General features: G+C 58.4%; 15 protein-coding genes. 9 read left to right on the forward strand and 6 right to left on the reverse strand.

Annotated features, from left to right (window positions below; genetic code table 11):
• Window positions 1-68: 68 nt before the first annotated feature.
• Together JQR86_RS16270 and JQR86_RS16275 are read right to left on the reverse strand one after the other, a co-directional pair.
• Window positions 69-734, reverse strand: coding sequence for a fumarylacetoacetate hydrolase family protein (locus tag JQR86_RS16270; RefSeq protein ID WP_074823235.1), 666 nt, complete (start codon window positions 732-734; stop codon window positions 69-71).
• Between the two features lie 148 nt (window positions 735-882).
• On the reverse strand, window positions 883-2,274 hold the full coding sequence (locus JQR86_RS16275; RefSeq protein WP_150348067.1) for an FAD-binding oxidoreductase: 1,392 nt from the start codon (window positions 2,272-2,274) through the stop codon (window positions 883-885).
• 153 nt (window positions 2,275-2,427) lie between these two features.
• On the opposite strand from JQR86_RS16275, the gene serA reads away from it, so the two are divergent.
• The gene (gene serA / locus JQR86_RS16280) at window positions 2,428-3,657 is read left to right on the forward strand and encodes a phosphoglycerate dehydrogenase (protein WP_037030737.1); all 1,230 of its coding nucleotides are present in this window, start codon (window positions 2,428-2,430) and stop codon (window positions 3,655-3,657) included.
• 55 nt (window positions 3,658-3,712) lie between these two features.
• On the opposite strand, the gene JQR86_RS16285 is transcribed toward serA, so the two are convergent.
• Window positions 3,713-4,204 (reverse strand): DUF523 domain-containing protein, encoded by a 492-nt coding sequence (locus JQR86_RS16285; RefSeq protein ID WP_074823241.1) that lies wholly within the window; start codon window positions 4,202-4,204, stop codon window positions 3,713-3,715.
• Window positions 4,205-4,843 carry a 2OG-Fe(II) oxygenase gene (locus JQR86_RS16290; RefSeq protein ID WP_219650833.1) on the reverse strand — a complete coding sequence of 213 codons (639 nt, stop codon included), beginning with the start codon at window positions 4,841-4,843 and terminating at the stop codon, window positions 4,205-4,207. It lies immediately after the preceding gene.
• A gap of 215 nt (window positions 4,844-5,058) precedes the next feature.
• Here JQR86_RS16290 and JQR86_RS16295 point away from each other — a divergent pair, with 215 nt between their 5' ends.
• Complete coding sequence (locus tag JQR86_RS16295; RefSeq protein ID WP_434153901.1) at window positions 5,059-5,790, forward strand: DUF2059 domain-containing protein; 732 nt, start codon at window positions 5,059-5,061, stop codon at window positions 5,788-5,790.
• A gap of 9 nt (window positions 5,791-5,799) precedes the next feature.
• On the opposite strand, the gene JQR86_RS16300 is transcribed toward JQR86_RS16295, so the two are convergent.
• The gene (locus tag JQR86_RS16300; protein WP_434153902.1) at window positions 5,800-6,744 is read right to left on the reverse strand and encodes an alpha/beta hydrolase; all 945 of its coding nucleotides are present in this window, start codon (window positions 6,742-6,744) and stop codon (window positions 5,800-5,802) included.
• A 114-nt stretch (window positions 6,745-6,858) separates the two neighbouring features.
• Here JQR86_RS16300 and JQR86_RS16305 point away from each other — a divergent pair, with 114 nt between their 5' ends.
• The 5 genes from JQR86_RS16305 to JQR86_RS16325 all read left to right on the forward strand — a co-directional run bounded on the left by JQR86_RS16305 (window position 6,859) and on the right by JQR86_RS16325 (window position 12,314).
• Window positions 6,859-7,428: a DUF6436 domain-containing protein gene (locus JQR86_RS16305; protein ID WP_010796970.1), complete on the forward strand. Its 570-nt coding sequence runs from the start codon at window positions 6,859-6,861 to the stop codon at window positions 7,426-7,428.
• Window positions 7,429-7,621: 193 nt separating this feature from the next.
• The gene (locus tag JQR86_RS16310) at window positions 7,622-8,092 is read left to right on the forward strand and encodes a MarR family transcriptional regulator (protein ID WP_074823248.1); all 471 of its coding nucleotides are present in this window, start codon (window positions 7,622-7,624) and stop codon (window positions 8,090-8,092) included.
• The gene (locus JQR86_RS16315; protein ID WP_434153903.1) at window positions 8,076-9,563 is read left to right on the forward strand and encodes an efflux transporter outer membrane subunit; all 1,488 of its coding nucleotides are present in this window, start codon (window positions 8,076-8,078) and stop codon (window positions 9,561-9,563) included. Before JQR86_RS16310 ends, JQR86_RS16315 begins: the two co-directional genes overlap by 17 nt.
• A 10-nt stretch (window positions 9,564-9,573) precedes the next feature.
• Entirely contained in the window at window positions 9,574-10,773 is a 1,200-nt protein-coding gene (locus JQR86_RS16320; RefSeq protein WP_434153904.1) for an efflux RND transporter periplasmic adaptor subunit, read from the forward strand.
• A gap of 11 nt (window positions 10,774-10,784) precedes the next feature.
• Window positions 10,785-12,314, forward strand: coding sequence for a DHA2 family efflux MFS transporter permease subunit (locus JQR86_RS16325; RefSeq protein ID WP_010796966.1), 1,530 nt, complete (start codon window positions 10,785-10,787; stop codon window positions 12,312-12,314).
• Between the two features lie 62 nt (window positions 12,315-12,376).
• Here JQR86_RS16325 and JQR86_RS16330 read toward each other — a convergent pair whose 3' ends face one another.
• Window positions 12,377-12,763 (reverse strand): MAPEG family protein, encoded by a 387-nt coding sequence (locus JQR86_RS16330; protein WP_010796965.1) that lies wholly within the window; start codon window positions 12,761-12,763, stop codon window positions 12,377-12,379.
• A gap of 279 nt (window positions 12,764-13,042) precedes the next feature.
• Between JQR86_RS16330 and JQR86_RS16335 the strand changes: the two genes are divergently transcribed.
• Window positions 13,043-14,305: a cation:proton antiporter gene (locus JQR86_RS16335; protein WP_434153905.1), complete on the forward strand. Its 1,263-nt coding sequence runs from the start codon at window positions 13,043-13,045 to the stop codon at window positions 14,303-14,305.
• A gap of 175 nt (window positions 14,306-14,480) precedes the next feature.
• Window positions 14,481-15,116, forward strand: coding sequence for a 4Fe-4S dicluster domain-containing protein (locus JQR86_RS16340; RefSeq protein ID WP_010796963.1), 636 nt, complete (start codon window positions 14,481-14,483; stop codon window positions 15,114-15,116).

Consider the following 15,116-nt stretch of genomic DNA (forward strand, 5'->3'; position numbering starts at 1 on the left):
CGACGGTTTCGACTGCTTAGCGGTTTGGATCCGTCGCCTGATGCTTCCGGATTACTCAAGGGTGGATGTTAGAGAACACGACTCGTGAAGCGGCTTTTGCCAGGCAACTCCAGGACCAGTTCCTCACCTTTGTTCAACGCGCCGACTCCCTTGGGCGTACCGGTCAATACCACATCGCCGGGTTGCAGGGAGAAGTGTGTGCACAGGTGCTGGATCAACGGGATGATCGGGTTGAGCATGTCACGGCTGTTACCGTCCTGGCGTACCTCGCCATTGATGGTCAGGCGGACATCGATATCAGCCAGATCGCTGTAGGCATCACCCGGCACGAAAGGCGCCAGGACACAGGCGCCGTCGAACCCCTTGGCGATTTCCCAGGGATAACCCTTTTCCTTCAAGCGGGCTTGCACATCACGCAAGGTCAGGTCCAGCGCCGGCGCGAAACCCGAAATGGCATCCCGGACCTCTTCTTCGCTTGGCGTGCGTGACAGGGGCTTGCCGATCAATACGGCGATTTCCGCCTCGTAATGCACCGCACCACGGTCTTCAGGAATACTGAAGCCACCTTCAATCGGCACGACCGAACTGGCCGGTTTGATAAAGATGAGCGGCTCGGTGGGTACAGGGTTGTTCAGTTCCTTGGCATGCTCAGCATAGTTGCGGCCAATACAGACCACCTTGCCCAGCGGGAAGTGGATCTTCGTACCATCGACGTACTGGTGTTGGTAGCTCATGGTGAACCGACTCCGAAAGAGGAAAAGTCCCGTTTAATCCTTTATAACCAAAAGCTTGGCCGCATTACCAAGGCAGGCGGCCAAGCATAACGACACGAACCTGAACGTTAGCGGAACGGTCGGTTTATCGCCTGATCCTCAAGGGCTATCAGGCGATGACCTTGCCCGGATTCATGATGTTATTGGGGTCGAAGACTGCCTTGACAGCCTTCATGTAGGCGATTTCGGCTTCTGAACGGGAATAGGTCAGGTAATCCCGCTTGGTCATGCCCACGCCATGCTCGGCCGAAATGGAGCCGTTGTATTTCGCAACGGTCTCGAATACCCACTTGTTCACGACCTTGCACTTGTCAAAGAACTCATCCTTGGAAAGATCATCAGGCTTGAGAATGTTCAGGTGCAGGTTGCCGTCACCGATGTGACCGAACCAGATGATCTCGAAATCCGGATAGTGCTCGCCCACGATGGCGTCGATATCACGCAGGAAGGATGGTACGTTCGAAACCGTTACAGAGATGTCGTTCTTGTAGGGTGTCCAGTGGGAAATCGTCTCGGAGATGTCTTCTCGCAGACGCCACAGGTTTTGCAGCTGCTGATCGCTCTGGCTCATGACGCCATCGAGTACCCAGCCTTCATTGACACAGTGCTCGAAGGTAGCCAGAGCCTGATCGGCGCGCTCGTCCGTTGTTGCTTCAAACTCCAGCAGTGCATAGAACGGGCAGCGGGTATCGAACGGCGCAGGCACGTCACCACGGGCCAGGACCTTGTCCATGGCCTTGTCGGAAAAGAACTCGAAGGCCGTCAGGTCCAGCTTGTCCTGGAAGGCATGCAGTACCGGCATGATCGAATCAAAATCCGGCGTACCCAGTACCAAGGCGGTCAGATTAGTTGGCTGACGCTCCAGCCGCATCGTAGCCTCGACCACGAAACCCAGCGTGCCTTCGGCACCAATGAAAAGATGACGGAAATCATAGCCGGTCGCGTTTTTCATCAGGCCCTTGTTCAGCTCGAGCAGCTCGCCCGTACCGGTCACGACCTTGAGGCCGGCTACCCAGTTACGGGTCATGCCGTAGCGGATCACCTTGATGCCACCCGCATTGGTACCGATGTTGCCACCCAGCTGACTGGAACCGGCCGAGGCAAAGTCGACGGGGTAATAGAGACCTTTGTCTTCAGCAAAGGCCTGCAACTGCTCGGTGATCACGCCCGGCTGGCAGACCACGGTACGATCGAATGTGTTGAAGTCGAGAATCCGGTTCATGTAATCGAATGCCACGACGACTTCGCCATTAGCTGCGACCGCTGCCGCCGAAAGACCGGTACGGCCACCAGAAGGCACCAGGGCCACCCGATGTTCATTGGCCCATCGCACGATGGCCTGCACCTCTTCTATCGTCTTGGGAAAGACAATGGCAGACGGTGCCGGGGCAAAGTGCTTGGTCCAGTCCTTGCCGTAAGACTCCAGCGAGGCCGCATCCGTGAGCACCTTTCCGGGCTCGACCAGGGTTTTCAGCGATTCGATCAAAGCAGCGTCAATCATGTTGAAACTCTCGTGGCATTCATGGTCGTCCTGAGAACCGCTCAGGTCGTATCCGGGCAAGGAAAAGGGAGAACATGCTAGCATATGCCTACCCTTCGGCGACGCCAGCCGGCAGCCGATTCACACTTCCTCGGGACTACGGGTTCAACGCAGATGAGCAAGACCTCACTCGACAAGAGCAAGATCAGATTTCTTCTTCTCGAAGGCGTACACCAATCGGCAGTAGACACGCTGAAAGCGGCTGGCTACTCCAACATCGAGTACATCTCCAAAGCGCTGCCCGAGGCTGAGCTCAAAGAGAAGATCGCCGATGCGCACTTTGTGGGCATTCGCTCCCGTACTCAACTGACCGAAGAAGTGTTCGACTGCGCCAAGAAGCTGATCGCCGTTGGCTGCTTCTGCATCGGTACCAACCAGGTGGACCTGAACGCCGCCCGCGAACGCGGTATCGTCGTGTTCAATGCGCCCTACTCCAATACCCGTTCGGTCGCCGAACTGGTATTGGCCGAGGCCATCCTGCTATTGCGCGGTATCCCGGCCAAGAATGCCTCCTGCCACCGTGGCGGCTGGCTCAAGAGTGCCAACAACTCCTTTGAGATTCGCGGCAAGAAGCTGGGCATCATCGGCTACGGCTCCATCGGTACGCAGCTGTCCGTTCTGGCTGAAGGCCTGGGCATGCAGGTCTACTTCTATGACGTTGTCACCAAGCTACCGCTGGGTAATGCCCAACAGGTTGCATCCATCACCGAGCTGCTGGGCATGGCCGACATCGTAACGCTGCATGTTCCGGAAACACCCTCAACCAAACTGATGATTGGCGAGCGTGAAATCCGCGCCATGAAGAAAGGCAGCATCCTGCTCAACGCTGCACGTGGCACTGTCGTTGATCTTGAGGCACTGGCTGCTGCCATCAAGGACGAGCATCTGCTAGGCGCTGCCATCGACGTATTCCCGGTCGAGCCGCGCTCCAACAATGACGAGTTCGTCAGTCCGCTGCGTGGTCTGGACAATGTCATCCTGACCCCGCATGTAGGCGGCTCCACCATGGAAGCCCAGGCCAACATCGGTCTGGAAGTGGCCGAGAAGCTGGTGAAGTACAGCGACAACGGTACGTCCGTATCCTCCGTCAACTTCCCGGAAGTGGCGCTGCCCTCTCATCCGGGCAAACATCGTCTGCTGCACATTCACCAGAATGTGCCGGGCGTACTGTCTGAGATCAACCGTGTGCTGTCCGAAAACGGCATCAACATTTCCGGTCAGTACCTGCAGACGGACGAAAAAGTCGGTTATGTGGTAGTCGACGTAGATGCCGCCTACTCTGACATGGCTCAGGAAAAGCTGCAGAACGTCAAGGGCACCATTCGCTGCCGCGTGTTGTTCTAAGCGTTCATCCAACAAAAAGGAGGCTTTGGCCTCCTTTTTGTTTTGTACATGAATACTATTTCGCTTCGAGCGCCTGCAGATAGGCTACAGCCTCGTTCAGCTCGCTTTCATTGAAGACCTTTACACCGGCACGCCGCAAAGCTGCAGCTGTTACGCCCTCACCCGGGACTCGGTGTCCGGAAAAGGTGCCATCGTAATTCTCATGATTGCCGCACGAGGGGCTACGCGCCTTGAGCACCGCCATCTGGATACGATGCTGCCTGACCAGCTCAACAGCCTGACAGGCTCCAGCCAGAAATTCCGCACTGACGTCCTCACCGGTATCGGTCATCACCGGCTGCTGGCCGTCCAGTACGGCAGCACCTTGTCCGCCAGGGATTTCAGCCGGCGGCCGAGGTGTAGGCAGGCCACCGGCAACCTCTGGACACACGGCGACGACACGTCCTTCCGCCAGCCAGGAACTCAACTGATCATAGGGGCCATGAGCGCCCCCGTCATAGCGGACCCGGTGGCCCAGCAGGCAGCGGCTGATCAGTATCTTTTCCATTTACAAAACGTTTTCCAGTACGTTTTCACCCCGCCGGCGAAACCAGCCCGTTAATGACATACGCTCACGCGTCGCAGGCAGGACTTCATGGGGCAAATCGCCAGACATGAAGCAGACCAGGCTGCCACCAGCAGGCAATACATCGCGGGTCTGTCCGTCAGGCAGGTGCATGCGCAGTGCGCCCCCATGCTCGGGCAGCCACGCCTCATTCAGGTACAACACCAGAGACACCATACGCCTGTCGTCGTCCTTGAAGCGATCCAGGTGAGTGGCATAAAAAGCCCCTGGCGGATACATTGCAAAATGGCTTTCATAGTCTTCGAGACCCATGAAGAGGCTCTGATTGAAGGACAGCCGGAGCGCATCCATAAGCGCCAGATAGCGGGCAATAGCAGGCGAAGACTCATCGCCCTCTAACCAGGCAATCTGATCACCACGGACACCTTCGCGAATGACTTGGCTGTCGCCACGCCCGATAGCGGCTGGAGCCAACAGTCCGTGCTGCGCACGTTTGTGGCACTCTTGTGCCAGCGCACGGGTCAGATCATCGGGTAGAAACACCGTCTGATGGGACCAGCCGACATCGGCCAGATCATCGACGATACGCTGCAACAAGGGATGATCAGGGCGAATGGGCATATCGAATTCCTGCGAGACATCGCAACGAGATAACCAGCATAGACAAGAGCGGCTGGCGGCGTCGGCATTGTAATAAGTCGTCAACGCTTCTGCTCAAATTTATACGCTCCGACGAATCGGCCCTTTCCAACCTCGACAGCAACGTGATACCTACCCAGAATACTGTCTTTTTTCTGGCATGCTGCAGCTCAAGGCATGCCCTTGCAGGAGAGTTCATGCGCGTTTTTATTGCTGGTCTGCTACTCGCCATCGGTCTTCCCGCGCTGGCCGATAATTATCAAACCCTTTACCAGACCGCGGGCTGGCCCGAACAGCGCAACCACTTCCGCGATGCGCTGCAAGCGGCACAGCAGCGCTACCAGAACAGCCTGCCGCCAGCGTTGTACCAGACGCTGGTGGATAACAGTAACCGCCGCTTTTCGGCCGATGCCATCGATCAGCGTGCCATTGGTCAACTGCGCCAGTCGCTGCCGGAGACCAATTCTGCCTTGCAATTTTTCCAATCGCCTGTAGGCCAGAAGGTCGTCGCGGCGGAGGTCAGCGCCACCCGTAGCGATCAGATCGCCCGCAGCTCGGGTGGCCTGCCCAAGATCCAGGCCAGCGCCGCCCGTCAGACACAGATCAAACGAATCGCTGCCGTGATTCCGGCTCGTGAAGCCGGCGCGGAAGTCAGCATGGCGTTGGCAGGTCTGGCGGCTGACAGCCTGAGCCAGATGCTCCCTGGTCTGATGGGTCAGGCTCAGGGCATGATCGGCCAGCAACGCGAGCGCATCATGCAGCAGATGAACAATGGCGACCTGGAAAACACGTTGCTCTACGTCTATCGCACCCTTTCCGACAACGAGCTGACCCAGTTTGCCGACTTTGCCAGCTCGCCTGAGGGCCATCGCTATTACCAGGCCGCCCTGGCCGCGCTGCGAGCAGGCCTTGGCTCAGGCAGCAACTAAACCCTTCCTCTACGCCAGCCGCTCCCTTAGAAAATCGAAGTAGCGCTGGCGTAACGCTTCGGTTTCGTTGACCAGATGGTGCCGCGCTTCAGGCAGGCGCAGCACCTCTGGCTTGTCGAACTTCTGTTCCAGCACCTGCAGATTGTGTCGCCAATCCACGGTGAAGTCCTGCTCACCCTGGATGATGATAGGCCGATGCAGACTGGGCGAAGCCTTTTCAATGCGTGGAATCCAGCGGGCTAGCGCTCCTATCCAGCGACTGGGCAGCTCGCGCGGTTGCAGCAGGTCATGATGCTGTAGAAAGGTAAGAAACGCTTCGTCACCAGAGTTGGCCGAAAACCGCCTGGGCAATGCCCGGACAAAGGGGCCAACCAGCCGGTAGGTCAGATGAGACATCTTCCAGCTGCAGGGTCGAACCAGCGGCGCCAGCAGAATCGCTTCGCCTATCTCCGCACCGGGCTGCCCGTTCAATAGATGGTCCAGTACGATCGCACCTCCCGTGCTCTGCCCCAGCAGATGCCAGGGTTGCGGCAGATCAAGGCGTCTGGCCTGATCGAGCAGAGCCTTTAATACCGCTTGATACTCGGCAAAATCATCGATACTTGCGCGCGGACCGCTGGATAACCCGTGCCCCGGCAGGTCGCAAGACAGCACGGCGAAATTCATCGACAGCGCCCAGTCGATCGCATGGCGATACAACCCCATGTGGTCGTAATAGCCATGGAGCACCAGAAGCGTGGCCCGCGGCTGGTCATGCCACCACCCTTGCACGGCGATCTCGTAATCAGCCACGCGCATGCGGCCCAGGCGAGCCTGGACGCCTGGGTGCTGCTGGCTCATGTCGAGTCCATAAAAGGACTGATACGCCAGGATGGCCGGGCCAGACTCGCCAGGATCGAGGGACAGTTCCGCCAATAGCGGTCGCAGTTGTTCTGGATGAAACAGCGTGGTCATGGTCGTCACACTAAAAAGAGAGGCCTGCCCATGTAAAGCTTGGACACTTAATCATGTTCTGCTTCACGCCCTGGCGTGGCAAGCTATGTCTTCTTTTGCATTAACAGTCACGCCATGCCCTCTCGTCGATTCACTATTCTGCTCTGCCTGTTCACCATCCTTGTCATTGCTGGTTCGGGTGCTGCCTACTGGTGGTTCGAGCTGCGCTATTTACGGTCGTTTGCCGAGCAGACCGCCTTTTTTGATGGCAGTCATCTACAACTCCCGCCCGAGCTTGCGGGCCCGGGACCGATCCGGCTGGTGCACTTCTGGGACCCGGACTGCCCATGCAACGAAGGCAACCAGGCGCACCTGCGTAACCTGACGGCGCGCTTTGGTGATCGGGGCGTCGAGTTCTACAGCGTGCAGAAACCAGGGAGCGAAGGAAAGCTGCCGTCCATGCTGGATGGACGTCTGAAGGCCCTATCGACGATTCCTGGAGCCGATACGCTGCCCGCCAGCCCAGCCGTGGCCATCTGGGATAATGCTGGCAAGCTGGCTTATGTCGGCCCCTATAGCGAGGGCATGATCTGTACGGCTGGTAACAGCTTTATCGAGCCTATTCTCGAAGCGCTCGTGTCAGGGCGCAGCGTACGGTCGACCAATACCTTGTCGGTAGGCTGCTACTGCAACTGGCAGGGCTGACCCCTTTCCTAGTAACGCCAAAGGCCGGGCATCGCATCGACTGCCCGGCCTTTTCGTTTTCACTGCTCTTCCTCTCAGGCACTTCTAATCATTGTTGCGCTCTTAGCAACAGAGACTTTTGCAAAATGTTGCTAAACAGATAGCTGCCTAGGCAGTATTCTACTCAGACTTAGCTGCCTGGGCAGATACTGCCATGACACGTTTCAAACCAGATAATTTTTCGCTGCGTTACTCGCTCGGCCATCTGATCCACTTGGTCAATTCGCTCAAGGATCGCCTGCTGGACAAGCACCTTGTCACTTATGACATCACGGCGGCCCAGTTCAAGGTGTTGCTGATGCTGGCACGCAATACGGCGGATACGCCTGCAGAGCTGTGCCGTTGCCTGTCCCTCGACAGTGGCGCCATGACCCGCATGATCGACCGGCTGGAAAGCAAGGACCTGATTGCTCGCGTGCGCAGCACCACCGATAGACGGCAGGTTCGTCTCGAGCTCACCGAGCAGGGCCACAGCTTGAGCAAACAGATTCCGCAGATTGCAGCTGACGCCATGAACGACCTGACCGGCGAGCTGACCCATTCCGAGATCGATGAGCTGGAGCGCCTGCTCAAGAAGATATTGGTTCCGGCCGGCCTGGTCCCGGCCAATGAAGGAGAACAATAACGCCATGTGCCTTAAATACCCTCTCTCAGCCCTGGCCATTGCCCTGGTGCTGTCGGGTTGCGCGTCACCCACAGGCCTGCATACAGAAGGCCGGGCGCTTGACGCAGCGAGCCTGCACAGCGAGCAGACCGTTGCGGGTTCTGCCCTGTCACCGGCTGCCTGGCCGAAAAGCGACTGGTGGAACACCTTGGGAGATCGCCAACTCGACAGCCTCATCCGTGAAGCGCTGCAATCGAGCCCGGACCTCCAAGTGGCCGATGCCCGCTCCCGCCAGGCCAATGCAGCAGTGATTGCTGCAAACGCCGATCGCCAGCCGACGCTCGATGGCAACGCCTCGATAACCCGCTCCCGGCTGTCACGTCGCGATGATCCGACCGGCCAGGGCGGGCGCTATAGCACGCTGCGCGAGCTATCCGTTAATGGCAGTTATACCTTCGACCTCTGGGGTGGCCAACGTGCCGCCTGGGAAGCCGCTTTGGGCCGCGCCCGCGCCAGCGAGGTAGACCGCAAGGCCGCTGAGCTGACCGTGGCCGCCAACGTTACACGCGCCTACAACCAATTAGGCCAGGCTTACGTCATGCTCGACCTGGCCGAACAAGACCTCAAGCGTACCCGCGGCATGCTCGATCTTGCCCAGCGGCGTGTCTCGGCGGGCCTGGACAGTGAGTTCCAGCTGCAACAGACCCAGAGCCTGGAGGCCGCCTCGGAGGCGCAGCTCACTGCTGCCAAGCAGTCTGTAGAAAGTGCGCAGATCCGTCTGGCCGTCCTGTTGGGTAAAGGTCCTGACCGGGGTGCCAGCATTGGTCGTCCACAACTGATTGCTCCCAAGACAATCGCCCTGCCCAGTCAGCTGCCCGCCGAGCTGATCGGTCGTCGTCCCGACCTGGTAGCCGCACGCTGGCGTGTGGAGGCCGCTTCGCAGGACATTGATTCAAGCCGGACCAATTTCTATCCAAACCTCAACCTGGTCGCCGCGGCCGGTACCGATGCCCTGCTGGGCGACGCCCTGTTTGGAGCACCCAGCCGCTTCTTCAATATCGGTCCTGCCCTCTCGCTGCCGATCTTTGACGGTGGTCGCCGCCGGGCCGACCTGGCCAGCCGCAACGCCGATTACGACCTGGCTGTCGCCCAGTACAACCAGACGCTGGTCAATGCCCTTGGTGATATCGGCGACAGTATTTCCCGGCTGCGCTCGCTGAATCAGCAGTTTCAGGAGCAGCAGCGTGCCCGGGACATTGCTCAGGCGTCTTTCGACATTGCGATGCAGCGTTACGGCGCCGGCATCGGAAGCTACCTCGACGCGCTGAGCGTCGAGCAACAACTGCTTCAGGCAGACCGCCAGCTGGCCAGCCTCGCGACGGAGCGTATCGACACCTCCGTCCTGCTGATGCAGGCGCTGGGTGGTGGCTTTGAACCCTCTTCTGACACACCGGCTCTGCAACCGGGCCCACGTGTAACTTCGGATCGCTGAGACGTAAGACATGGCTGAATCAAACGCACAAACCGCCACTAACGAGAACGGCAAGCCCAAATCCGGCAAGCGCAAGTTCTTCCTTTTGCTCCTGCTTCTGCTCGTCATCCTGGGAGCAGTGGGCGCTTACTTCTATCACACGCTCTATGGCCGCTTTCATGAGGGTACCGATGATGCCTATGTGAGCGGCAACGTTGTCCAGATCATGCCGCAGGTGACCGGTACGGTTGTCAGCATTACCGCTGACGATGGTGACTTGGTGCATGAAGGTCAGGTCCTGGTGAAGTTTGACCCGAGCGACACCGAAGTCGCGCTGCAGAGCGCCGAGGCCAATCTGGCCAAGACGGTTCGTCAGGTCCGCGGCCTGTACAGTAACGTGGACAGCTACAAGGCTCAGGTAGCTTCACGCAAGGTCGAACTGGAACGTGCACGATCTGACTACAAGCGTCGTCAGGATCTGGCACGCGGCGGTGCGATCTCGCAGGAAGAACTGTTCCACGCCCGTGATGCGCTGAACGCAGCCGAAAATGCACTGACCAGCGCCGAGCAACAACTCAGTACCAGCCGTGCACTGGTAGACGATACGGTGATCGCGTCCCATCCCGATGTGAAAGCCGCCGCCGCCCAGCTGCGTCAGGCCTATCTGAACAATGCCCGCAGCACCATCATTGCACCGGTGACAGGCTATGTAGCCCAGCGCTCGGTACAGGTTGGCAGCCGTGTACAACCGGGCACAGCACTGATGGCCGTGGTGCCGCTGGATCAGATCTGGATCGACGCCAACTTCAAGGAAACCCAGCTCAGCGACATGCGTATCGGTCAGCCGGTGGAAATTCATTCCGACCTGTACGGTGAAGATGTGAAGTACCACGGTACGGTAGAGAGCCTGGGGGTCGGCACCGGCAGCGCGTTTTCCCTGCTGCCCGCCCAGAATGCCAGCGGCAACTGGATCAAGATCGTGCAGCGCCTACCCGTGCGGATTCGCCTGGATCAGGATGCGCTGGAAAAGCACCCGCTGCGCATTGGCCTGTCGATGAACGTCGACGTCGACCTGCATGATCTGGACGGCCCGGTCCTGGCACAGAAGCCGCTGGCCCAGCCCCGTTATGCTACCGACGTCTATACCCGCCAGCTGGAGGATGCCGATCGCCTGATCGAGCGTCTGATCCACGAGAACGGCCCGGCCTCCCGTGATGTAGCCAAGCGCTAATCGGAGATCACATGAGCGATTCTGCATTCCGCCCGGCGAGCCTAGTGCTCGCCACGGTCGGCCTGTCGCTGGCCACCTTCATGCAGGTGCTGGATACCACCATTGCCAACGTGGCCCTGACCACGATCTCCGGCAATCTGGGCGTAAGCTCCGAGCAGGGTACATGGGTAATCACATCGTTTGCTGTCAGCAACGCGATTGCCCTGCCCCTGACCGGCTGGATGGCACGTCGCTTCGGTGAGGTAAAGCTGTTCCTTGCTGCGGTGGTGCTATTCGTCATCACTTCGTTCCTGTGTGGCATCGCGCAATCGATGCCACAACTGGTATTTTTCCGGGCGCTGCAAGGGTTCGTGGCCGGGCCGCTATATCCCATGGCCCAGACGCTGCTGCTATCAATCTTTCCGGCCGCCAAGCGAGGGATGGCCCTGGCGCTCCTGGCCATGGTCACGGTGGTGGCTCCCATCATTGGCCCGATTGCCGGTGGATGGATCACGGATAACTACACCTGGCCCTGGATTTTCTTTATCAACGTTCCCATCGGTATCTTTGCCACCCTGGTGGTTTGGGCACAGCTGGGCAAAAAGCCGGAGCAGATCATTCGGCAGCCGATCGACTATGTGGGCCTGACGCTTCTGGTAATCGGTGTCGGTGCCCTGCAGGTTGTACTGGATAAAGGCAACGACCTGGACTGGTTCGAATCAAACTTCATTGTCATTGGTAGCTTGATTGCCGTCATCGCGTTGATAGCCTGTGTAATCTGGGAGCTGACCGACAAGCATCCCATCGTGAACCTGCGGCTGTTCAAATACCGTAACTTCACATTCGGAACGCTGGCCCTGGTACTGGGCTATTCAGGCTTCTTTGGCATCAACCTGCTTCTACCCCAGTGGCTGCAAACTCAGTTGGGTTATACGCCGGTCTGGGCGGGTCTGGCCGCTGCGCCAATGGGATTTTTGCCTGTGTTCCTGTCGCCGCTGGTTGGCCGGTTCGCCCATAAGACAGACCTGCGCCTGCTTGCCGGTGGCTCCTTCCTGGTGATCGGTGCCTCGTGCTTCATGCGTGCCACGTTCAATACCGAGGTTGATTATCGCCATATTGCCGAAGTGCAGATGTTCATGGGGCTGGGAATTGCGCTGTTTTTCATGCCTACGACCAGCATTCTGTTGTCCAGCCTGCCGCCTAAAGACATTGCGGACGGCTCCGGGCTTGCGACATTTTTACGGGTACTGGGCGGTAGTTTCGCATCGTCACTGACGACCTGGATCTGGGCACGCCGCGCCACGTTCCACCATGCTCAGCTGACCGAGCAGGTAACGGTGTACGACCCAGCGACACGGGACTACATTTCGATGCTGGGGGGCCCTTCTCACGCCACGTACGCCCAGCTCGATCGCGTGGTCGAAAGTCAGGCCTATATGCTGTCCACCATTGATTATTTCACGCTGCTCGGCTGGATGTTCATGGGCCTGTTCCTGATCATCTGGCTGGCCAAGCCACCTTTCGGCGCCAAGGGCCCCGCTCCTGCAGGCGGCGATCACTGACAAAAAGGCCGGCATGGAAACATGCCGGCCTTTTGTTTTGGCGATTGATTAGTCGACGCAAATCAGACCGCAGCGAAGAAAAGAAAAACAATACACAGCATGCCGAGGGCCCATACCTTGGAGCGCTGAGTTGCACGGTCCTTGATATACAGCCAGGTATAAATGATACGGCTGACCACGAACAGGAGCGCCAGGAAATTGATCGTTCCCTGAGCCGCACCTCCGGTGACATGCGCCACGATCACGGCAGCGGCAAACAGCGGTGTAATTTCAAACGCATTCTGCTGCGCTGCGTTGGCACGCGCCTGGGGCCCTTCCAGCTTGGCAAGGAAATCACGTGGATGCCGGTTGTTGTCCGGCGTAAAGCCACTGCCGGTAAATTTTGCGTACGCCGCGGCGCCATAGGGAATGAGGTAGGCGAATAGGATGCACCAGTAGCCGAACGTCATGGGAATTCCTTGAATTGGCAGACCTGATAGTGACCTGTTTATAAGCCAAAGGTTAGGGCTTTTCCAGACTCTGCACGCTTGATATCCGCTTTCCAGCGAGACGGACATATCAACAAGATGATCCAGGCACCCTCATGGCCTTGGCTACCGCTGTGACTTCTGTCCGCAGCCGTTGCCCTAAAAAACTGTAACTTTCCGCGTCTATAGGTGTTCTTAATGAGAATTACCTAATGGCCATCATGGCCTCTACTTTCTATCGCTGTACTGAAAGGATGTTCAATGCTTGAACTCGCCGCTGCCTTTATCTGTTTTACTGCGCTGCTCACTTATGTGAACTACCGGTTCGTCGGTCTGCCGCCCACGATCGGCGTCATGGTGATTGCACTGGTGTTCAGTGTGCTGCTGCAAATTGCGTCGGCGCTGGGGTTTCCCATGCTGGAGGAAACCATTGAACAGCTGATCCAGAGAATCGACTTCAACGAACTATTGATGAACTGGATGTTGTCATTCCTGTTGTTTGCCGGTGCCTTGCACGTCAATGTTCAGGATCTTCGCAGCTACCGCTGGCCGATCGGCCTTCTGGCTACCCTGGGCGTTCTCGTTTCTACCGCCCTGATCGGCGGAACGGCCTATTACGTCTTTCCCTTGCTGGGCTGGCATGTAGACCTGGTGTATTGCCTGCTGTTTGGCGCGCTGATTTCTCCAACCGACCCGATTGCCGTTCTTGGAATCCTGCGTTCAGCCAAGGCGCCAAAGTCATTGGAAATCACCATCGTGGGTGAGTCCCTGTTCAATGACGGCGTTGCCGTTGTGGTGTTTACCGTGCTGCTCGGCATTCTCGCCTCCGGCGAGACACCCTCCGCCGGGCACGCCGTCATGCTGTTTGTCGAGGAAGCCTTGGGCGGCATCCTGTTCGGCTCGGTGATCGGCTATGTCACCTACCGGATGCTCAAAAGCATCGATCAGTACCAGATCGAGGTGCTCCTGACGCTTGCGCTGGTTATTGGCGGCGCTGCCGTGGCTCCCCACCTGCATGTATCCGGTCCGATTGCGATGGTCGTGGCCGGCCTGTTCATCGGCAATCGTGGCCGTGAAAAAGCGATGTCCGATACCACACGCCGCTATGTGGACGGCTTCTGGGAGCTGATCGACGAGATCCTCAACGCCATGCTGTTCGTGCTCATCGGCATGGAGCTTTTGCTGCTGCCTGTGACAGGACTGCACGTGGCCGCCGCTGTGGCCTTTACCCTGGCCATCCTGCTTATCCGCTGGATCAGCGTGACACCGGTCGTGATGCTGACGCCGCACTGGCGACACATGGCCAAGGGCACCATGGGCATTCTGACCTGGGGCGCACTGCGGGGCGGGATTTCAGTGGCGCTGGCCCTGTCGCTACCGGTAGGTCCGGAGCGGGACCTGATCCTGACCATCACTTACATATTGGTGCTGTTCTCGATTCTCATGCAGGGCCTGACCATCGGACGCGTCGTACGTCGCGTGACGGGTAACGCTCCCTCGGAGCCTGATCAGCACGGGCACTAAGCGTCACCGGTGCTACGGCCGTCCTGACCGTAGCACCGCCCGGGTGGCCTTTCGTCGGTCACCCAGCCATTCCTCCCGCCTATTGAGCCAGGTCAGTATGCACTGACGGCCACCTGTCTATCCTTGCGCTAATCAAGGCGTACTCCGCGCCCGCACTGACTGTCAGGGAGGTGTTATGACAGACCTCAGCGCCCGCGTGACCATCAACGGCCACAGTATTGAGACTTCAACCAGCCGCTCGCTTCTAGAGGCGGTGATCGACTCTGGACAGCCGCTCACCGATGGTGTCGGCTGCATGGGACAAGGTGTATGCGGCTCCTGCCGCGTGCTGCTGCGCCGCAAGGATTCGCGTGAAGTCACGACGGCCCTGGCTTGTGAAACCGCCGTGGAGGACGGCATGCAGGTCAGCTTTCTGGATCATCTGCCGATGAACCGCCATCACACCTACACCACCAACGACTGGGACGATACCTGGAACCTGCTGGATCGCATCAACAGCGCCTTTCCCGAAGCCAGCCACTGTCGGCACTGCGGCGGATGCGACCGTGCCTGTCCCAAGCATCTTGAAGTCCAGAAAGGCGTTAATCTGGCCGCGTCGGGCGATTTGAGCGCAGCCAAGGTGTTCGATGAATGCATCATGTGCAACCTCTGCACCATTGCCTGCCCGGAACACATCTCGCCCAACCACCTGGGGCTGTACATTCGCCGGATGACGGCATCCGTGATGTTGCGTCCTTCCGACCTGCTGCTGCGACTACGTCAGATCGACTTGGGCGTCATGCCGGTCGATCCAAACGTCGAGCTCACCTGA

Origin of the sequence: Pseudomonas sp. JZ134 (assembly GCF_051027695.1) — a bacterium.
GTDB classification, from domain to species: domain Bacteria; phylum Pseudomonadota; class Gammaproteobacteria; order Pseudomonadales; family Pseudomonadaceae; genus Chryseomonas; species Chryseomonas luteola.